15 protein-coding genes and 1 tRNA gene are annotated in these 19,823 nt (G+C 58.5%); 12 read left to right on the plus strand and 4 right to left on the minus strand.

Features of this window, described 5'->3' with window-relative positions:
- The first annotated feature begins 61 nt into the window (after positions 1-61).
- From D3F01_RS06100 to D3F01_RS06120, 5 genes are read left to right on the plus strand one after another with little or no spacing between them, the layout of a single operon-like run.
- Positions 62-1,495, plus strand: coding sequence for a Wadjet anti-phage system protein JetA family protein (locus D3F01_RS06100; RefSeq protein ID WP_117506204.1), 1,434 nt, complete (start codon positions 62-64; stop codon positions 1,493-1,495).
- A complete protein-coding gene (locus tag D3F01_RS06105; RefSeq protein ID WP_005929221.1) occupies positions 1,479-2,084 on the plus strand; it encodes a DUF4194 domain-containing protein in 606 nt (201 codons plus the stop codon). Before D3F01_RS06100 ends, D3F01_RS06105 begins: the two co-directional genes overlap by 17 nt.
- Positions 2,081-5,419: an SbcC/MukB-like Walker B domain-containing protein gene (locus D3F01_RS06110; RefSeq protein WP_242886913.1), complete on the plus strand. Its 3,339-nt coding sequence runs from the start codon at positions 2,081-2,083 to the stop codon at positions 5,417-5,419. Before D3F01_RS06105 ends, D3F01_RS06110 begins: the two co-directional genes overlap by 4 nt.
- Positions 5,412-5,651, plus strand: coding sequence for a hypothetical protein (locus D3F01_RS06115; protein WP_005929223.1), 240 nt, complete (start codon positions 5,412-5,414; stop codon positions 5,649-5,651). The genes D3F01_RS06110 and D3F01_RS06115 overlap by 8 nt, the downstream gene beginning before the upstream one ends.
- 25 nt (positions 5,652-5,676) lie before the next feature.
- Positions 5,677-7,029 carry an MATE family efflux transporter gene (locus D3F01_RS06120; RefSeq protein ID WP_242886916.1) on the plus strand — a complete coding sequence of 451 codons (1,353 nt, stop codon included), beginning with the start codon at positions 5,677-5,679 and terminating at the stop codon, positions 7,027-7,029.
- A 391-nt stretch (positions 7,030-7,420) separates the two neighbouring features.
- Here the strand turns inward: D3F01_RS06120 and D3F01_RS06125 are convergent, their stop codons facing one another.
- Positions 7,421-7,975, minus strand: coding sequence for a histidine phosphatase family protein (locus D3F01_RS06125; protein ID WP_242886965.1), 555 nt, complete (start codon positions 7,973-7,975; stop codon positions 7,421-7,423).
- A gap of 335 nt (positions 7,976-8,310) precedes the next feature.
- On the opposite strand from D3F01_RS06125, the gene D3F01_RS06130 reads away from it, so the two are divergent.
- From D3F01_RS06130 to D3F01_RS06155, 6 genes are all read left to right on the plus strand, one after another.
- The gene (locus tag D3F01_RS06130) at positions 8,311-9,231 is read left to right on the plus strand and encodes a LysR family transcriptional regulator (RefSeq protein WP_242886919.1); all 921 of its coding nucleotides are present in this window, start codon (positions 8,311-8,313) and stop codon (positions 9,229-9,231) included.
- Between the two features lie 64 nt (positions 9,232-9,295).
- The gene (locus D3F01_RS06135) at positions 9,296-9,460 is read left to right on the plus strand and encodes a hypothetical protein (RefSeq protein ID WP_242886922.1); all 165 of its coding nucleotides are present in this window, start codon (positions 9,296-9,298) and stop codon (positions 9,458-9,460) included.
- A 72-nt stretch (positions 9,461-9,532) separates the two neighbouring features.
- Positions 9,533-11,038 (plus strand): carbon starvation CstA family protein, encoded by a 1,506-nt coding sequence (locus tag D3F01_RS06140; RefSeq protein ID WP_242886925.1) that lies wholly within the window; start codon positions 9,533-9,535, stop codon positions 11,036-11,038.
- A gap of 411 nt (positions 11,039-11,449) precedes the next feature.
- The gene (locus D3F01_RS06145) at positions 11,450-12,955 is read left to right on the plus strand and encodes a carbon starvation CstA family protein (protein WP_242886928.1); all 1,506 of its coding nucleotides are present in this window, start codon (positions 11,450-11,452) and stop codon (positions 12,953-12,955) included.
- Between the two features lie 159 nt (positions 12,956-13,114).
- Entirely contained in the window at positions 13,115-14,131 is a 1,017-nt protein-coding gene (locus D3F01_RS06150; protein ID WP_242886931.1) for an ATPase P, read from the plus strand.
- Between the two features lie 126 nt (positions 14,132-14,257).
- Positions 14,258-15,283 (plus strand): aldo/keto reductase, encoded by a 1,026-nt coding sequence (locus D3F01_RS06155; protein ID WP_242886944.1) that lies wholly within the window; start codon positions 14,258-14,260, stop codon positions 15,281-15,283.
- A gap of 48 nt (positions 15,284-15,331) precedes the next feature.
- Here D3F01_RS06155 and D3F01_RS06160 read toward each other — a convergent pair whose 3' ends face one another.
- Positions 15,332-16,699: an MATE family efflux transporter gene (locus D3F01_RS06160; protein WP_242886947.1), complete on the minus strand. Its 1,368-nt coding sequence runs from the start codon at positions 16,697-16,699 to the stop codon at positions 15,332-15,334.
- Positions 16,700-16,933: 234 nt separating this feature from the next.
- Between D3F01_RS06160 and D3F01_RS06165 the strand changes: the two genes are divergently transcribed.
- Positions 16,934-17,007 (plus strand) — tRNA-Arg (locus tag D3F01_RS06165).
- A 71-nt stretch (positions 17,008-17,078) separates the two neighbouring features.
- Here D3F01_RS06165 and D3F01_RS06170 read toward each other — a convergent pair.
- Together D3F01_RS06170 and D3F01_RS06175 are read right to left on the minus strand one after the other, a co-directional pair.
- Positions 17,079-18,485, minus strand: coding sequence for a S41 family peptidase (locus tag D3F01_RS06170; protein ID WP_242886950.1), 1,407 nt, complete (start codon positions 18,483-18,485; stop codon positions 17,079-17,081).
- Positions 18,486-18,512: 27 nt separating this feature from the next.
- The gene (locus D3F01_RS06175) at positions 18,513-19,289 is read right to left on the minus strand and encodes a type III pantothenate kinase (protein WP_242886953.1); all 777 of its coding nucleotides are present in this window, start codon (positions 19,287-19,289) and stop codon (positions 18,513-18,515) included.
- Positions 19,290-19,823: the final 534 nt, after the last annotated feature.

Genomic DNA, 19,823 nt, shown 5'->3' on the forward strand with positions numbered 1-19,823 from the left:
AAAAAAGGCTGTGATGTGGTACAATAAAAGATAGATTTTATCGAAAGAAAGGAACCTTTGGATGCAGCTGTTTGAACTGGTCAGCCCGCGGCTGTTCCGCCCGCTGGCGGGGCCCAACCGGGCGTTTTATGCGGAGCTGCTGCTCCTGCTGTGGGAGGAGTGCCGCCACACGGCGGATTACTCCATCTCCCGGGCAGAAGCGGTGAGCCGGGCCGAGGATTACTTTGCGGCGCTGGCAAAGCCGCTGGCGCTGGATGCCGATGACGCGGGCGACGAAGCAGAACAGCCCACCCGGGACCCCCATACCCTTGCGCTGGGCTTTCTGCTCCGTCTGCGCCGCACCGGCTGGCTGGAAGAGCAGCCCGGCAGCTATGAGGAGGAGCCTGCCCTTGCCTTTGTGCCCGAAGTGGCCCCCCTGCTGGAGGCGCTGGAAGAGATCCTGAACCCGCGTGTTGTCACCTACACCGGCAAGCTGTATAAGGCCTGGCAGCTGCTGCAGAACATCGGGGAGGAAAAGAGCCCCTATGAGAATGTTCTGCGGGAGGTGGCCTCCGATCTGGAAGCACTGAACAAGTCCCTGCGGGCGCTGAACGCATCCATCGGGCATTATATCGACCGGCTCACCCGCAACCGCACCCCGCAGGAGGTGCTGGAGCTCTTCGACCAGTACGAGGAAAAGGTGGTGGCCGCCGCTTACCACCGCTTCAAGACCAGCGATAACCTGTTCAACTACCGCGCTTATCTGGAAGAGGAGCTGGATGACTGCGAGGCAAACCATCTGCCCCGGCTGGCGCTGGATTACGCCCGGGTGGAGCACTGCGCCCCCGGCGAGGCCGCCCCTGCCGTGCGTGCCCTTATCCAGAAACTGCGGGATTCGCTGGAAGAGATGAGCACCCTGATGCGCCAGATCGACCAGAGCCATATCCGCTACCGCAAGCGGGCCGTGCAGCGGGCACAGTTCCTGCTGCTGAGCGACCGCTCCTCGCAGGGCAGTGTCACCGCCCTGCTCCGCCGCTATGCCGAGGAGATCAAAACGCCCGATCAGCTGTTCGCGCCGGATGACGGCCCGGTGGCAAAGCACCTGCACCTCTACCCGGCGGCGGTGTTCGGGGCAAAGCCTCTCTACCCGCCCGCCGCGCCCCGCAGCGAAACGCCGCTGGCCCCGGTGCGGCAGGCCGGGCTGGATGCGGAGCAGCTGCGCAAAGAACAGCAATTGCTGCTGGATTATGCCCGGATGGCCGTAACCGAGGAAAATGTGGGCCTGCTGGCAAAACAGGCCCTTGCCGCCCGCAGTGCGGTGGCTGCCTCCACGCTGGCGGAGGAATACCCCCGCGATTTTGCCCGCATCATCGGCCTGCACACCTATTCGCAGTCGCCGCGCCGGGCTTACGATATCACCCTTACCGGAAACTGGGTCGAACGGGGCGGCTTCCGGTTTGAAGAGTTTATTCTGACACCCCGCAGGGAGGACGCTGACCATGGCCGAACCGAATAAAATGCTGGAAGAGACCGCAAACTATCTGCTCAATCACTGCTTTGTGCTGGGCGGCGTGGAGGATCAGCGGGCAAAATACCTCTATGTGCAGGATCATCTGCCCGAGGTGCGGGCCGTGTTCGCGCCGCTGGGCTATGCGGTAACGCTTTACCCGGCTCCGCTGCAGGCGGCGGCGCTGGTCAACGAGCATGAGGGCAGTCAGGCCCGGCTGCTGAAATACGAGAGCATCCTGCTGCTGGTGCTCCGCCTGCTCTACCTGCAAAAGCGGGAGAGCCTTGCCGCCAGCGCCGATCAGGTGCTGGTCACGGTGGAAGAGGTGCAGACAGAGCTGCAGAAGATGAACCTGCCCCGGCGGCTGGACCAGCGCACGCTGGAGGAGCTGATGCGCACCCTGCGCAGGTATAATCTGGCCCGCCCGGTGGGGCGGCTGACCGGTCTGGACAGCCGCATCGAGGTGTTCCCCACCGTGCTGCTGGCCCTGCCGGACGCAGACCTTGCCGATGCCGCCGCCGAGAGCAGCCGCACCCGGGAAGAACTGGCCCTTTACGAGCGGCCTGACGGAGATGCCAGCGGGGAGGAAGAAGAATGATCGAATTAAAGCGCCTGAAGCTCATCAACTGGCACAACTTTGAAAATGTCACCTTTGATTGTGCCCGTCTGACTTATATGATCGGTGTCAACGCGGTGGGCAAGACCACCATTCTGGATGCCATCCGCTACTGCCTGACCACCAACCGCAATTTCAATGCCCTGGGCAATAAAAAGAGCGGCCGCACCCTGCAGGGCTCTGTCCACGCCAAGCAGCGCGGTGAGAACGCCTACCGCCGCCCGGGCCGCACGGTGGCATACATCGGTGCCGAGTTCTGGGATACCGTCAAGCGAACAAACTTTGTCATCGCTGTCCGGGTGGAATCTGAGGGCCCCATGCAGGAGCTCCACCCCGGCGACCAGACCTGGTACATCTCCGAGGACGGCATCACGCTGGAAAAGCTGCCCTTCCTTGATCCGCGCACCGGTGCCCCCAGCGCCAAGGAGGACTTCAAGCCCGCCGTGGGCCGCCTGTCCTACACCCGCAGCCCCAGCGAGGCCCGGGACCGCATCTGCCGTGCCCTGGGCATTGGCCGCGCCTCCAGCCCGCTGGGCAAAAAATTCAACGAAGTGTTCCAGATGGGCACCAGCATGGACGAGATCCCCAACTTCCGGGAGTTCCTGTACCAGTACATCCTGCCCCAGCCTGAACTGGATCTGGAAGCGCTGCAGGGCGACCGGGTGGAGCTGGAAAACCTCCACGCCGTTCTGGCCGAGGCCCAGACCCGTGCCGCCGCGCTGGAACAGATCGTGGCGTATGGCCGGGAAGCTGCTGCCAAAGAAACGGATGCCCTTGTCAACCGGGGCGCGGCCCTGCTGGCCCGCGCCGAAGCGGATGCCGGTGAGGATGCCTCCTGGCAGAGCCATCTGGATGCAGGCCGCCGCCAGCTGTCTGACCTGAACGAAAAATACGAGGCCGCCAAGAACGCCGAAGCCGAAGCCCGCCGGGCCTATCTGGCGGCCCACGGAGCGGCCGGTGACAGCGGCGCGGGCCGGGCGCTGGATGCCCTGACCGAGGAGCTGGCCCGGAAAAAGAGCGCGCTGGATGCAGCAGCCCGGACAAGGAACAGTCTGGAAGCGACCGCGGATACCATCACCGGCCTGCTGACCCAGCTGAACCGCAGCGGCTTTGCGGTGGAGAAGGAGCTCTGGCCCCAGCGCCTGACAGCGGAACATCTCCCCGCCCTGACCGAGGCCCTGGCCCGCATCGAAAAGCCGCTGGAGGAGCAATATTTTGCTGCCCGGCAGGCTTCGGCGGATCTGGCAAAAGAGCAGGAGGGTCTGCGGGCCGAGCTGAACGCTGTGTCCGGCGGCAAATGGGTCTACCCCCACGGCGATGCCGCCACCAAAGTGCGGGATGCCGTGAATGCCGAGCTGAAAAGCCGCGGCATGACAGCGGATGCAAAGATCTTCTGTGAACTGCTGACCGTGGCCGACGAGAGCTGGCAGGACTGTGTGGAGGCCTGCCTGGGTGACCGCCGGTTCGATATCCTTGTGCCGCCTGCCCACTATGCCGCCGCCAAGAGCGCCTTTGTGGCACTGGGCGACCGGGTGGGGCCCATCAGCCTGCTGGATACCCCGGGCATCCGCAAGGCGGACCGCCATGCGGAGACAGCCCCCGCCGACAGCCTTGCCGCCCAGGTCACCAGCGAGAACCCGCTGGCTGCCCAGTATGCGGACACCATCCTGCGCCGCATCGTCTGCTGCGACACCCCCGATACGCTGGAGCATTTCCCCGACAGCGCCACCCGGGACCTGCTGCGCCACCATCCCTTCCGGCTGGAACGCCTGCGCAGGCCCCAGCGCTATATCGGCCTGGATGCCCGCAGGGAGCGTGCCGAAGCGCTGGAAGCACAGCTTGCCGCCCAGGCCGACCGCTGCCGCGAAGCCGCCCAGACCGAAAAGACCCTGAAATCTGCCTACGACCAGTACCAGAACGTCCTGCGGGGCCATGCGCTGGAACAGCTGGCCGAACTCTGGGCCAGCCGGGCCGCGCTGGATGCCGCCCGTGCCGACTACGCCGCGCAGGAGCAGAAGCTGGCGGACTGCCGCGAGAACCCCATGCTGCAGCAGCTCTACCGCGAGGAAGAAGCCCGGGAAGCTGCATGGGAGACTGCCCGCAAGGCCGTGGAGCAGGTGGGCGGCGATATCCGCGTCTGCGAAAAGCAGATCGCATCCTGTGAGGCAGAGCAGGGTAAGGCGGTGGAGACCGCCGCACAGAGCCGGGAGGCGGCAGAGGCATTCTTTGCACAGCACCCGCTGCTGGAGCCTCTGGCACAGGAACGCAAAAAGGGCCTGATGACGGGCGGGCGCACGGCCCGTGCCGCCGCGCAGACTGCCGAAAAGGCACAGACCAGGCTGGACGATGCCCTGCGAGCGTATCTCACTTCCACGCTGGAACCCGCCCAGAGGGATTACAACGAGCACTATGTCTGCGATTATCCGCTGGGTCTGGCCGGGGTGGAGCAGTACCGCGCCCAGCACGACAGCCTTGTCCGGATTGATCTGGAACGCTACGCCGCCCGGCTGGAGCAGGCACAGCGGGACTGCAAGGACCGCTTCCGCAAGGACATTTTGTTCCGCATGAAGGATGATATCTTCAACGCCCGCCGCCAGTTCCGGGAGCTGAACAAGGTGATGGAGCAGCTGACCTACGGCGAGGAAGTCTACCGCTTTGAGCTGGAACCCAGCCGTGACCCCCAGCTGGCCGCCTTCTATCAGGTCATTGTGGACAAGGGCAACCAGCAGATGACCGATGGCGACTCGCTGGACAACCTTGCCGCCACTGCCGACCCCGTCTACGAGCGGCAGGTGGACGCGCTGATGGAAAAGATCATGGCTGATGTGGACGAGAACACCCGGGCCCGGCAGGAGGGCCGCACCACCTCCGGTGCCACCCTCTCGGATTATGTGGACTACCGCACCTATCTGGACTATGACATCAAGGTGACCAACACCGTTTCGGGCCAGCAGGCCTATCTTTCCCGCGTCAGCCGCGATTCCTCCGGCGGTGAGAATCAGGCTCCCTTCTATGTGGCCATCTGCGCCAGCCTGCTGCAGATCTACCAGAAGAGCGAGAACAGCATCCGCCTTGTCCTGCTGGACGAGGCCTTCAGCAAGATGACCAGTGACCGCATCCGCCCCATGATGGAGCTGTTCCGCCGCCTGCAGCTGCAGGTTCTGCTCATCTCCACCGTGGAAAAGAGCACGGCCATCCAGCCCTACTGCGACATTACCTATTCCATCATGCGCCACGGCGATGCCAACGCCATTGCGCCGTTCTACCGGGCCGGCACCCTTGCCGATGCCCCGGAAAAGGAGACTGAATATGAATAACACCCTTGCAAACATCTGGCTCTTTGCCACCCACTGGACCAAGCTGGATGCTTTTGATACCGAGGAAGAGCTCAACGATGAGCTGGAGCTGCTCCAGCGCCAGAGCCTGCCCACCAAAGTCCGTCAGGTCACGGACAAGGAAGGCAGGGAACAGTTCCTCCTTTACGTCAAACAGGCCGACCGCGATTATGCCCGCTACTGCACCGGCTGGCGGCCCGGCGGGATGATGTGAGCCACCCCTGCAAAAAGGAGAATCCATGTCAAAACAGAAAATTCAACTTTCGGATCACTTTGATTATTCACGGCTGATCCGTTTTGTGCTGCCCTGCATCGGCACCATGCTGTTCACCTCCATTTACGGCATCGTGGACGGCCTGTGCGTCTCAAACTTTGTGGGCAAAACGGCCTTTGCGGCAGTCAACCTCATCATGCCCGTGCCCATGCTGGTGGGTACCGTGGGCTTTATGCTGGGCACCGGCGGCAGCGCCATCGTAGGCATCACGCTGGGCGAGGGCGACAATGCAAAAGCTGACCGCTACTTCAGCCTGTTCATGTCAACGGCGCTGATCGCTGGCATCGTGCTGTCCGTGCTGGGGATGCTGCTGCTCCGGCCGGTGGCCCTGATGCTGGGTGCCGAAGGCGAGATGCTGGACTACGCCCTGCGCTATGGCCGGGTGCTGATGCTCAGCCTGCCCACCTTTATCCTGCAGAATATGTTCCAGAGCTTTTTTGTCACCGCCGAAAAGCCGCATCTGGGCTTTTATTTCACGGTGGGCGCGGGCTGCACCAACATGGTGCTGGACGTGCTGTTGGTGGGCATCCTGCACTGGAGCGTAGAGGGTGCCGCCATTGCCACCATGCTCAGCCAGGTGGTGGGCGGCCTGCTGCCGGTGTTCTACTTCCTCAACCGGAAAAACACCAGCCTGCTCCACCTCTGCCGTCCCCGCTTTGAGGGCAAAGTTCTGCTGAATGCCTGCATCAACGGCTCCTCCGAGCTGATGACCAACCTTTCCATGTCGCTGGTGAACATCCTGTACAACTATCAGCTGCTCCGCTTTGCGGGCGAGGATGGCGTGGCCGCTTATGGTGTGATTATGTACGCATCCTTCCTGTTTGTGGCGGTGTTTGTGGGCTACGCCGTGGGCAGTGCGCCCATCGTCAGCTACCACTATGGTGCCAATAACCGCAAAGAGGTCAACAACCTCTACCGCAAGAGCCTGAAGCTCATCGGTGTGGTTGCGGTGGGAATGACCATCGGCTCCATGTTCATCATCCCCCATGTGGCCCGCTTCTTTGTAGGCTATGATGAAAACCTGCTCATTCTGACCACCCGGGCCTTCCGGCTCTATGGCCTGAGCTTCCTCATCATGGGCTTCAACGTCTATGCGTCCTCCTTCTTCACGGCCCTGGGCGACGGTGTGACCAGTGCGCTCATCTCGTTCCTGCGCACCCTGCTGTTCCAGGTGGCGGCGGTTCTGCTGCTGCCGCTCCTGCTGGGCATCGATGGCATCTGGCTGGCCGTGACAGCCGCCGAGCTGGCCGCTTTGCTGGTCAGCATCGGCCTGTTCATCACCAGAGACCAGCAGTTCCATTACCGCAAGGCGGAATAAGGATAGTGAAGAACAAAGCGGCTTTCCGCACAGATACGGGAGGCCGCTTTGTTTTTGTCGAAACATGTGTTATACTGTTTGCGCTGCCCCTTTCCATTCTGGCAACAGATGGGAGGTGACATTATGTATAATCTCGTAACCGATTTGGTTGTAGCCGTCGCAGCAGGTGTAATTGTCCGCTACATCTGCAAGTGGCTTGACGACTGGATCTAAGGGTCAGCAAGCACAAAAGAACCCCTTCAGAGTGTCCACCTCTGAAGGGGTTCGCTTTTGGTGACATTATGAATCTCGTAACCAATCCATTGTCCACTTTCAGTATATGCGAATTTGAAAAAAAGTCAATAGCTGCATAAAAAATTTACTATTTTCTGAGCGTTGAGATGAAAGTGCTTTATTTATTAAAAGTAAATTCCACGAACTCACAGTTTTTGATGCCTGCCGCCGCGTACTCCTCGTTGGTCATATCGTAAAAATAGGACTGCACCACCCGGGCAATGCCGTTGTGGGCCACCAGCAGGTAGGTCTTGTCGGTGTCGGCCCGGAGCTCGTCCAGCAGGTTGTAGATGCGCTGAGCCAGCTGCATCATGCTCTCGCCGCCGGAGTAGCGGTCGGCAAAGTGGGTCTTGGAAATGCGGAACTCTTCGCCGTCCCGGGGCGTGCCCTCGTAGCGGCCAAAGCACTGCTCTCGGAGCCGGGGCTCACACCGGGCAGGAATGCCGGTGGCCTCTGCAATGGCCCGGGCGGTGTCGGCGGCGCGGGACAGGGGAGAGTACAGGATCTCATCGATGCGGAGGCCGCTGGTCCGGAGCTTTTCGCCCAGCTCCCGGGCCTGGGCGCGGCCTTTTTCGGTCAGGGGGCTGTCGGTCATGCCGCAGATCTTGTTTTCCACGTTCCAAACGGTCTCGCCGTGGCGGGTGAAATAGACCTTGTGCGCCGCCTTGGTCAGCCTGTGATCCCGCAGGGTGACGGTGCTGCCCTCGTTGATGTCCAGCCGGGTCAGCTCGGCATCCGGGTAGGGGAGAACCCGCTGCGTGCCGTCGGCAGCCTCCAGCAGGACATCACAGAGCACGGGCTGGCCCTCGGGCAGCTCCTCGCAGCCATAAAGCTGCTCCTCAATGCGCAGAACGCGGTAGTTTTTTTCTTCCATCCTCTTCGACCTCTTTCGGGCAGATTGTTTCTTACATTATAAAACGGCAGCGGGGCCCCGTCAACGCTTGACAGCCCCGTGTGCCGCCTGATAAACTAGGCGCAAGGGAAAAAACGCCAAAAGGAGAGAAAAAGTTGAACATTACAGAACTGCGGTATCTTGTCGCCATCATGGAATGCGGATCTGTGAGTGCGGCGGCAAAGCGGCTGTATGCCGCTCAGCCCAACGTGAGCAAGGCGCTGAAAAATCTGGAAGAAGAATATCATCTCCGCATTTTTGAGCGGTCATCCACCGGCATGATCCCCACGGAGCAGGGGCGGCATTTCATCGAGCAGGCCGAACGGGTGCTGCGGGAGGTGGACCGGCTGGACCGGAGCGTGCAGGAGGCGCAGGAGCGCTGCGCCGAGCTGCGGGTAATGATCCCCCACGCCACCTATGCCTCCTATGCGGCGGTGGATTATCTGGAGCAGGCAGCATCCATTGAGCGGCTCCACATCCACATCCGGGAGGGCGGCTCCATGGAGGCACTGGATCATGTCCTGCGGCAGGGGTATCATCTGGCTCTGCTGCGGTACGCCGTGGAGGATGACGAGCACTATACCCATTACTGCGCCCGGCGGGGCCTGAAAATGGAACCCATTATGGATTTTGAATACAGTCTGCTGACCAACCGGGACGGCCCGCTGGCCCGGAAGGAGATCCGCGACCTGTCTGAGCTGGACAAGTATATGGAGATCCTCCACGATGATTTCCAGCTGCCCGGCGAGGAGGGCGGCGACGGTGTGCGCTGGCATGTCAACCCGGAGCGCCGTATCCATGTGTATGAGCGGTGCAGCCAGTTCTCGATCCTGCAGCGGCTGCCCACGGCCTACATGTGGGCATCGCCCATGCCCCGCAGGGCACTGGAGCAGTACCATCTGGTGCTGAAGAAGTGCCCGGCCCAGCGCCAGCAGATGCGGGATGTGCTGGTCTACCCGGACAAGGGCCGCCTGCGCCCCGAGGAGCAGGCCTTTGTGGATCTGCTCCACAAGGAAGCGGCTTCCACCGTGAAATAAAGGGGCTTTCCGGCTAAGATGCGGCAAAGGTTACTCCCTTTGAAATTGACAGAAAAACCAATAAATGGATGAAAAACCGGGCGAAAATAAGCGCCCGGTTTTATTTTTGCTGATAAATGGTCAAAAAATAAACGGAAAAGCGGCAAAAATTCTTTGCAGCTATATCGGAAACCATATGGCCCCATGCCGGAAAGATATTTCTCCGCTGGAAAAAAGTGTGCTACCATGAGGCCAGAAAAGAGCCCCGGGTATGCGGCAGAATGGGGCCGCGGCCGGCAGGGGCAAAAAGGAGGTTTCTGGTATGATTAGTTTTCTGCTCTGTCTTGCGATCCTGGTGGGCGGATACTTCGTCTATGGCAAGATCGTGGACAATACCTTCGGCCCGGACGACCGTGAAACGCCTGCTGTGCGCATTAACGACGGCGTGGACTATGTCGTGATGCCCCAGTGGAAGCTGTTCCTCGTCCAGCTGCTGAACATTGCGGGCCTTGGCCCCATCTTTGGTGCCATGCAGGGCGCTCTGTGGGGCCCCGTGGTGTTCCTGTGGATCACCTTCGGCACCATCTTTGCCGGTGGTGTGCATGACTACTTCTCCGGCATGATGAGTGAGCGCAACGACGGTGCTTCCATCGCGGAGATCACCGGCAAATACTTAGGCCCTGTGATGCAGAACGTGATGCGTGTGTTCTCTGTTGTGCTGCTGATCATGGTGGGCACCGTGTTCGCCGTCGGCCCCGCCGGTCTGATCGTTGAGCTGTGCAGCCAGAGCGGTGCATCCGGCGTGATGACCTCGCTGCTGTTCTGGCTGGTCATCATTCTGACCTACTACTTCATCGCGACCTTTATCTCCATCGATGCGGTCATCGGCAAGATCTACCCCGTGTTCGGCATCTGCCTCATCATCATGGCCATCGGTGTCATCTTTGGCATCTTCACCAACCCTGCCTATACCATCCCCGAGATCTGGGATCACTTCGGCAGCATGCACCCGTCGGGCACGCCCATCTGGAGCTTCATGTTCATCACGGTTGCCTGCGGCGCGATCTCCGGCTTCCACTCCACCCAGTCGCCTCTGATGGCCCGCTGCATGAAGAGTGAGAAGCAGGGCCACTTTGTGTTCTACGGTGCCATGGTCTGCGAGGGTGTCATTGCCCTGATCTGGGCCGCTGCCGGTTGCTCTCTGTACGAGGTCACCGATGGCCTGAACACCGGTCTGGCCCAGGCACTGGCAATGGGTCAGTCCAAGGCCATCTATGATGTCTGCTCCAAGACCATGGGCGGCGTGGGCATCGCACTGGCCATGATCGGCGTGGTCGTCTGCCCCATCACCTCCGGCGATACCGCCTTCCGTTCTGCCCGCCTGACTCTGGCCGACTGGTTCAAGATCGATCAGGACAGCTACGGCAACCGCCTGAAGCTCTGCATCCCTGTGCTGGGCGTGGGCGCTTTCCTGGGCATCGGCAACGCGCTGGGCTTCATCAACTACACTGTGATCTGGCGCTACTTCAGCTGGACCAACCAGACACTGGCCATGATCGTTCTGTGGGCCGCTTCCATGTACCTGTTCAAGGAGAAAAAGAACTACTGGATCACCGCAGTGCCCGCCACCTTTATGAGCGCTGTGTCCGCTACTTACTTCGTGCTGGCTCCCGAGTGCCTGGGCGGTCTGCTGAACCATAAGACTGCTGAGGGCGCTACCGTCTATAACACCGCAGTTGCTTACCCGGTGGGCATCCTCTTTGCGATCGCCATGCTGGCGCTGTTCATCTATGCGACCAAAAAGCAGACAGTGAAAAAGACTGCATAATTGACATTTCCCCCTCTTCATCCATCCCGATACCCATTCACAACCGCAAAAACCGCCTGCCGGGCCGTCCGGCAGGCGGCTTTTGCTTGTGCAGAGAAACAACGAATTGCGGCAAAAAGAACGGGAATGCAGACAAGATGCACAAAAATATGCCAAAAAGTTTGGCAGGGTGCACTGAAAACGGAAAAACACCCGCTGAAACGATTTCGGCAAAGAAGTTTTGCCGAGGATACGTTAAAAAATCTTTTCCGGAATTCCCGGGAAGGACTGACTTATATAGTTTTTGATATAAGGGCCATTCTGGAAGGATATTACCAGATTTATGAAGATTGTGTTAACATAGGGCCAAGGAATGGCCGTGACGGGGCAGAATGGGGCTCCGGGCACGGACGATAAAAGGAGGTTTCTGGTATGATTAGTTTCTTACTCTGTCTGGCGCTCCTGATCATCGGCTACTTTGTCTATGGCAAGATCGTTGACAATACGTTCGGACCGGACGACCGCGAAACTCCTGCTGTGCGCATCAACGATGGCGTTGACTACGTTGTGATGCCCCAGTGGAAGCTGTTCCTCGTTCAGTTGCTGAACATTGCAGGTCTGGGACCCATCTTTGGTGCACTGCAGGGTGCTCTGTGGGGCCCCGTGGTGTTCCTGTGGATCACCTTCGGCACCATCTTTGCCGGCGGCGTACATGACTACTTCTCCGGCATGATGAGCGAGCGCAACGATGGCGCTTCCATCGCAGAGGTCACCGGCAAGTACCTTGGCCCCGTGATGCAGAACATCATGCGTGTGTTCTCTGTTGTGCTGCTGATCATGGTCGGTACCGTGTTCGCAGTGGGCCCCGCAGGTCTGATCGTGACCCTGTGCAAGAACAGCGGCATGAGCGGTATGCTCACCACCACCCTGTTCTGGCTGATCATCATTCTGGTCTACTACTTCATCGCAACCTTTATCTCCATTGATGCCATCATCGGTAAGATCTACCCCGTGTTCGGCATCTGCCTGATCATCATGGCAGTGGGCGTTATCTTTGGTATCTTCACCAACCCTGCCTACACCATCCCCGAGATCTGGGCAAACTTCAGCAATATGCACCCCTCCAACACTCCCATCTGGAGCTTCATGTTCATCACCGTTGCCTGTGGTGCAATCTCCGGCTTCCACTCCACTCAGTCGCCTCTGATGGCCCGCTGCATGAAGAGTGAGAAGCAGGGCCACTTCGTGTTCTACGGTGCTATGGTCTGCGAGGGCGTTATCGCTCTGATCTGGGCCGCTGCAGGCTGCGCACTGTACACCATCACCGATGGCAAGATGGTCGGTCTGGCCGAGGCTCTGGCTGCCGGTCAGTCTGCCGCTATCTACGATGTCTGCCTCAAGACCATGGGTAAGGTCGGTGTGGCACTGGCTATGATCGGTGTCGTCATCTGCCCCATCACCTCTGGTGATACCGCGTTCCGTTCCGCTCGTCTGACCTTGTCCGACTGGCTCAAGATCGATCAGGACAGCTACGTCAACCGCCTGAAGCTCTGCGTTCCCGTTCTGGGCGTGGGCGCATTCCTGGGCATCGGCAACGCACTGGGCTTCATCAACTACACTGTGATCTGGCGTTACTTCAGCTGGACCAACCAGACGCTGGCCATGATCGTTCTGTGGGCTGCTTCCATGTACCTGTTCAAGGAAAAGAAGAACTACTGGATCACTGTAGTGCCCGCTACCTTTATGAGCGCTGTGTCCTGCACCTACTTCGTGCTGGCTCCTGAGTGCCTGGGCAAGATGATCAACACCTATGCAGACGGCAAGCTGGTGGCTTACAACACCGCAGTTGCATATCCCATCGGTATCGTCTTCGCAATTGCCATGCTGGCACTGTTCATCTATGCAACCAAGAAGAACACCGAGAAGAAAGCCGCATAACCCATTCATAGCGGCAATTTCTCAGTAAAACAAACCGGCCGCTGTCAGCTCAGCGGCCGGTTTCCTGTTTTTGGCTAAGAGTGCGGGCTGGGCCTTGCATTTTCATTGCCGGAGTGGGAAAATGGGTACAAACAAAAACGCAAAAGAGGGATGAACGTTATGCTCTTCAAACCTGCACAATTGGGCCTTGCCAGGCTCGACTCTGCCGAACTGGAGGCCGACCGAAAGGCCTGCAAAAAGATCGGCCCCTGCGGCGTGGGCAAAAAAGCCCTGTATCTGAACAGCTTTTACATCGACCGCCGCTACTACCTGCCCTACACCAGCATCACTCGCGTGTTCAAGCGGGTGGCCATGAGTGCGGGCGGCTTTACCGGCAAGGGAATGTTTGCCTCCATGGCTTACCTTGTGGTGGAGTACGACGGCGGCAAACAGAAGCAGTGCAACTTCAAGGACGAGCGGGACGTGGATGCCCTGTTGGAGCTGCTGGCAAAGCAGCAGCCCCAGATCCGGCTGCTGAGTGCCGCCGGGGAGCAGGCGCTGCAGAAAAAGGCTGAGGAAAAGGCCGCCCGCAAGCTGCCGGAGCTGTCTGACGATGCCAAACACACCGTGACGGTCCTGCGCAGGGCAAAGGAGTATCTGGATGCAAAGCCTGAGCTTTCCAATGAGCTCAGTGCTGCCCAGCGCCGCAAGCGCGCCCAGCTCAAGAGCAAGCCGGTCTACCGCTATGTGGCCCTTGCCATCTTCCTGTTCGGCACTGCCGCTGCGGCCTACGGCCTGTACGCGGTGTTCACCCACACCGGCAGCTACGGCGTGTACTTTGCACTGTTCGGCTTTGCAGCCATCTTCCTCTTTTCCAGCTACAACATGCTGCCCACGGCGCACAATAACAACAGCGCCATTATGAAGCGGGCCGATCAGGCCGATGCCGCCATGGCGGAGTATGTGAAGCACTACCCCAACGGCAGCTTCCCGGTGCCCAGCTGTTATGCTCACCCGATCGTCCTCAAGCGGATGATCGATGCCGTGGAGGAAGGTCAGGCCGTGACCACCGCCGAGGCACTGGATGCCGTCAAGGCCCGCCTGCAGGCCGTCAATGCGGATGTGCAGGTGGAGCAGGAGGAGTACGACGAGATCGTCGCCATCAAAGCGCTGTTCCTGAACCACAACTATCAATAAAACTGACCCTCTCTGTCATCGCTGTGCACTGCCACGCTTTGATGGAGAGGGTTTTTCTTGCGTTGTGGGGCGCTTCGCCTTATAATGAGCACAGAGAGTATTTTTGGAAAAAACAGGAGGTTCCCTATGGATATGGTCACATTGGGGTGCACCGGCATCACCGTGAACAAAAACGGCTTTGGTGCCCTGCCCATCCAGCGCATTTCCCAGGAGGACGCGGTCTTTCTGGCCCGCAAGGCTTACAAAGCGGGCATCCGCTTCTTTGATACCGCCCGCGCCTACACCGACAGCGAGGTGAAGCTGGGCGAAGCCTTTGACGGCATCCGCTCCGAGGTCTACATCGCCACCAAGACCGCTGCCCAGAACGCGGAGGAGTTCTGGAAGGACCTGGACACCTCCCTGAACAATCTGCGCACCGACTATGTGGACATCTACCAGTTCCACAACCCGTCCTTCTGCCCCAAGCCCGGTGACGGCTCCGGCCTGTACGAAGCCGCGCTGGAGGCCAAGGAAAAGGGGATGATCCGACACATCGGTATCACCAACCACCGCCTGTCCGTGGCCAAGGAAGCCATTGAGAGCGGCCTGTACGAGACCCTGCAGTTTCCGTTCAGCTATATTTCCGGTGAGCAGGAGCTGGAGCTGGTGCAGCTGTGCAAGGAGCACGAGATGGGCTTTATCGCCATGAAGGGCCTGTCCGGCGGTCTCATTACCAACAGCGCCGCCGCCTATGCCTTTGAAGCGCAGTTTGAGGGCGTTCTGCCCATCTGGGGCGTTCAGCGAGAAAAGGAGCTGGACGAGTTCCTCTCCTACATTGATACCCCGCCCCGGATGGACGCAGAGCTGTCTGCGGTCATCGCCCACGACAGGGAGGAGCTGTGCGGTGAGTTCTGCCGTGGCTGTGGTTACTGTATGCCCTGCCCGGCTGGCATCGAGATCAACAACTGCGCCCGCATGAGCCTGCTGCTCCGGCGCTCGCCTTCGGCAGAGCATCTGAGCCCTGCCGGTCAGGCCAAGATGAAGAAGATCGAGGGCTGCCTGCACTGCAACCAGTGCAAGGCCAAGTGCCCCTACGGGCTGGATACGCCCGCCCTGCTGGCCCGCAACTATGAGGACTACAAGCGGGTCCTGGCCGGGGAAGTCAAGGTGTAATAGAGAAAACAAAAAAGATGGATGCCGCATGACATCCATCTTTTTGTTTTACAGCGAAGAGGGAATCGGCTCCCGGAAGATCTTCATGGCCTGCTTGTAGCAGCGGATGAAATAGAGGATCTCCGCAATGGCGGTCAGAGCCCAGGAGCAGGGGTAGAGCAGGTAGAGCGAGGGGATGGTGTGGAAGTGGGCGAAGATGGTGTATACCCAGATCACCCGGAACACACAGGAACCCATGATGACGATGACAGTGGGCACCACGGTCTTGCCCAGACCGCGGGAAGCAGCAATGGTGCAGTCCATAAAGGCGGAAATGCAGTAGGCCAGCGCCATGACACCCACACGCTTCATACCGGCATCAATAACGGCGCTCTCGGTGGTGAAAAGGGCGAGGAACTGCCGCCCGAACAGGAACAGGCCGCCGCCCAGCGCCAGACCCACGCCAAAGGAATAGGCCAGCGAGATGAAGTAGCTTTTCTTGACACGGTCGGGCTTGCCTGCGCCGTAGTTCTGGCTCATAAAGCTGGCACAGGCCATGTAGAAGGCGGCCATGCAGTCGTAGATGAGCGGGTCAGCGTTTGCGGCGGCGCTGTTGCCCTTGACCATGAGGGAATCAAAAGAGTTGACACCGGCCTGGATGAACAGGTTGGCGATGGCGAAAATGGCGTTCTGGAATCCGGCAGGCAGGCCCAGCGCCAGAATGCTTTTGGTCATGGCGGGATCGAGCTTTGCTTCCTTGAAATGGAGGGCGTAGCAGTCCTGCACCCTGGTCAGGGCGTGGAGGATGAGCCCGGCAGAAACACACTGGGAAATGGCACTGGCCAGCGCCACGCCTGCCACGTCCAGGTTGCAGACGATGACAAAGAACAGATTCAGAAGGATATTCAGCACACCGGCAAAGCTCAGGATGTACAGCGGCTTTTTGGTCTCACCGATGGCGCTGAACACGGCGCTGCCGAAGTTGTACAGAGCCAGTGCCGGCATACCCAGAAAATACACCCGCAGGTAGAGGATCGCTCCCGGCAGCAAGTCCTCCTTGGTGTTCAGCAGCCGCAGCATGGCAGGGGAGCCCAGCAGGCCCACGATCAGAAGGATCACGCCTGCGATCAGGCTGACGATCAGGGCCGAGTGGACGGTGTCGTGGACATCGTTCGGGTGTCTGGCTCCGTAGAAGCGGGCCACCAGCACGTTGATGCCGTTGCCCAGGCCAATGAGAAAGCCGGTGAACAACGTGACAAAGATGCTGGTGGAGCCCACCGCGCCCAGCGCTGTGGAGCCCGCAAACCGCCCCACCACGGCCACGTCCGACATGTTGAATAAGACCTGCAGCAGATTGGATAATGCCAGCGGCAGGCTGACCAGAAGGATCTGCTTTGCCAGCGGGCCTTCTGTCAGGGATCTTGTGCTAGATTTCATGCTCTCTTTTTCCTTTTTCAGTCCTAAACCGTGCCCGCGCACACCGGGGCACAACACCTATTATAAGAGATGCGCACACTTTTGCAAGATGAATCTTTCAAAAAGGAAGAACAGAATGCGTCAGCGTCTTGCTGGCGCGGGATCGGGCACGGAATCCGGATACAGAGCCGCCAGACGGCTTGATTTTTGCCTCCGGCTGTGCTATACTACATTACACTGGTTTGCCAGTAATGTGCGATCGTAGCTCAGCTGGATAGAGCGTTCGGCTCCGACCCGGAAGGCCAGAGGTTCGAATCCTCCCGGTCGCATGTGTTAATAAAATCCCCGGTACACAAAAGTGTGCCGGGGATTTTTCTTTGTGGCCGGGCGGGCCAGAGTTTTACTTTAGATTCTCCATAAGTTTTGCCGCCAGCGTTTCGGCTTCTTTGGCCGGAACCCAGATATCCGGGAAGAATCCCCGAAGTTCTTCAAAATAATCGGAACCATCCGGGGTCAGATAGACCGTGGAGAAAGTCATATCCACCGAACACTTGCTGTTGGGCAATTCGATATGGCCGCTGTTACTGATCATACTTCCATTTGTGTTCTCTCCAATAATCAGGCTGTTGTCTAAATTATAGGAAAGATCCAGTGTGATCTCCGCACAAGATGCAGAGCACTTTCCGCTTAGAAGGATCAGAATGTTGTCATTGCTTGCGCGGGGCGTTTTTGAGGTGGAAGGTGAAGCGACAAGAGAAGCTGGAAGAACGGAATAACGAACTCCAGTGCCAAATACCCGTTGGTGGCTGTATCGGTTGAACCACTGATGCGCAACTTCCTCGTAGCCCCCGACATTGGAGCGCAGATCCAGCATGGAGATCTCCGCATTGCTCATCTGCGCTGCTGCGGCATTGGTCTCCTCCAGGAAGGACGGGTCAAAATGGTTGAACTGGAACACCGGAATCCCGTCGGTCTGGCGCAAGTCGGTATTCTGCCCTTTGGGGAGATCTTTGTAATACTGGCTCCAAGTGTCTGCCGTCAATACATCCGTACTGCCATCGGCATAGTGCACGGTCAATTGCTCGTCGCACACATGCTTATCCCACTCGGTTCCATCAAATTTTGCTTCTTTCAGTAGCACAGGATAGTATACAAGATATCCTTCTTTGGAAATGGAGCGTTTGAACAGTGCATCCAAGTCTGGATGGCCGTCTACCGATACGACCGTCTTACCTTTGGAATCCTGATATCCGCTGTCAGTTTTAACGAACATCACCTGCCGGAAAAAGAAGGGGAGATCCTTTTCCGCAGGGAAATTCTGATTGATATTGAAATGGCCGTCCTTGATAAAGGTAAGGTGTTTCACCAAAATCTCCTGTAAGTCTTTGCAGGTCAGGCTGTCTTTTGCTTGAAGCTCTTGTAAAATCTCTGCTTTTGCCTGATCGAATACAGTGTGCCCACCAAAATAGTCATAGAAAGCAAAATCATAATAGAAGGCATCGAAGAGATAGTTCACATCTTCTTCGGCTTCTTCCAGACTTAATTCTTTGGCGGCATCGTATTCGCTGTAGGTGTCGGTGAGATAATCGGTTGATTTCTGGGCATCGGCGGGGTCATCGTAATGCCGCAGATAGGGAGTTGGGTCAGAGGAACCACCCTCCCAGCGGCGGTGTTCTTCGTTGATTTCTGCGAGTAGGTCTGCTTTGGTTGGTTGATTGTCTTTTACAAGCTGTGTGACCTTGGTACAGCCGGAAAAGCTCACGAGCATGATTAGACAGCAGAACAGAGATACGAGTTTGGAATTCATGGTGTATGACTCCTTTTGATTTTGATATTACCCTTTCCGATTTTTCTGCCAGATGCGGTACAGGCCGTCCGTGATCAGATACTCCCGGTATTCGATCGGCGTGCGGCAGGCCTCCCGGATGGTGCGGGGCAGGTTGCCGGTGGCATAAAAGCGGATATCCGGGCCAAGCTCTGCCTGAAAGCGCTCGGCCAGCCCATCCAGCAGCCCGGCGGTGCCCAGCACGAAACCGTTCTGTAAGCAGGCAGAGGTGTTCTTGCCCAAGATCGAGGAGGAAGCCGGAGCGGAGAGATCGATCTGAGGCAGCTGGGCAGTCCTTTGCACCAGCGCGGAAAGGGAGAGCTGCGGCCCGGGCAGGATGACACCGCCCACCAGCTCCTGTTTGCCGTTGACTGCCATGATGGAGATGGCGGTATCTGCCGAGATGACAGCAAGCGGTCCGGGCCCCTCTTCCAGTGCGGCCACAGCACCGCATAGCAGCTCTGCGCCCAGTTGGGCCGGGTTGTCCAGCCGCAGCTTGATGCCGCTTTTCAGGCCGGGGCCAACGGTCAGGAAGCGGGCAGAGCAGAGCATCCGCAGCGCACCCAATACCCGGCCTGTCAGTGCGGGTACCACACTGCCCAGAATGCCGCCCTCGATCCGCTCGGGGGCAACCTGATATAAGGAGAGCAGATTCAGCAGGTTCATGGCGTATTCGTCCACCGTTGCGGATGGGCTGGAATGCAGCCGTCCGCTGAACTGCAGGCCGTCGTGTTCGTAGCCGGCAATCGTGATGTGTGTGTTGCCGATGTTGACCGTAAGGATCATGGTCGGGGCCTCCTCCGCTCTATAATGTAATTATATAATATAACACCGCCCCGGAAACTGCAAGGGCTCTCCCCTTGGCAAAGGGGAGACGAAATGGCCGCGGCCATTTCGGAGGGGTTCAAAACCTGCCCGGAAGCACTCCTTTTGCGAAATATAGAAAAAACTCAAAAAAGATGCAAAAAAGTGTTGACAGAAGGCTGGGGATGTGGTATTATACTTGAGCGCCAAGGGCCGCCGGAAAGAATGACTTCTGAAAGCGGCAGAAGCAAAACGAAAGAACCAATGAGGGAACGCTGAAAAGCGGAACTTATGTTCGAAAGAAACGAAAAGCTTCCGAAAAAAGTGCTTGACAAAAAATCACTTCTGTGGTAAAATAATCAAGTCGTCAGCCGCTAAGGCTGAGGCGCACAGGACCTTGAAAATTGAACAATATCGAAAAACTTGTAACGGAACCTATTTTCGTGTTGGAAAAACACGTTAAACAATTCCAAACAAAGTAATTCACACAGGACGCAAGCGATTGCGTGCTGAGCG

It is taken from the genome of Faecalibacterium sp. BCRC 81149 (genome assembly GCF_022750605.1).
In the GTDB taxonomy this organism is placed as follows: Bacteria; Bacillota; Clostridia; order Oscillospirales; family Ruminococcaceae; genus Faecalibacterium; species Faecalibacterium duncaniae.

Bases quoted from the DNA above. Each gene is read 5' to 3' on its own strand.
- D3F01_RS06100 (WP_117506204.1), top strand. From the start codon at position 62: ATGCAGCTGTTTGAACTGGTCAGCCCGCGGCTGTTCCGCCCGCTGGCG.
- D3F01_RS06105 (WP_005929221.1), top strand. From the start codon at position 1,479: ATGGCCGAACCGAATAAAATGCTGGAAGAGACCGCAAACTATCTGCTC.
- D3F01_RS06110 (WP_242886913.1), top strand. From the start codon at position 2,081: ATGATCGAATTAAAGCGCCTGAAGCTCATCAACTGGCACAACTTTGAA.
- D3F01_RS06115 (WP_005929223.1), top strand. From the start codon at position 5,412: ATGAATAACACCCTTGCAAACATCTGGCTCTTTGCCACCCACTGGACC.
- D3F01_RS06120 (WP_242886916.1), top strand. From the start codon at position 5,677: ATGTCAAAACAGAAAATTCAACTTTCGGATCACTTTGATTATTCACGG.
- D3F01_RS06135 (WP_242886922.1), top strand. From the start codon at position 9,296: ATGGATGAAAAACCGGGCGAAAATAAGCGCCCGGTTTTATTTTTGCTG.
- D3F01_RS06140 (WP_242886925.1), top strand. From the start codon at position 9,533: ATGATTAGTTTTCTGCTCTGTCTTGCGATCCTGGTGGGCGGATACTTC.
- D3F01_RS06145 (WP_242886928.1), top strand. From the start codon at position 11,450: ATGATTAGTTTCTTACTCTGTCTGGCGCTCCTGATCATCGGCTACTTT.
- D3F01_RS06150 (WP_242886931.1), top strand. From the start codon at position 13,115: ATGCTCTTCAAACCTGCACAATTGGGCCTTGCCAGGCTCGACTCTGCC.
- D3F01_RS06155 (WP_242886944.1), top strand. From the start codon at position 14,258: ATGGATATGGTCACATTGGGGTGCACCGGCATCACCGTGAACAAAAAC.
- D3F01_RS06160 (WP_242886947.1), bottom strand. From the start codon at position 16,699: ATGAAATCTAGCACAAGATCCCTGACAGAAGGCCCGCTGGCAAAGCAG.
- D3F01_RS06170 (WP_242886950.1), bottom strand. From the start codon at position 18,485: ATGAATTCCAAACTCGTATCTCTGTTCTGCTGTCTAATCATGCTCGTG.
- D3F01_RS06175 (WP_242886953.1), bottom strand. From the start codon at position 19,289: ATGATCCTTACGGTCAACATCGGCAACACACACATCACGATTGCCGGC.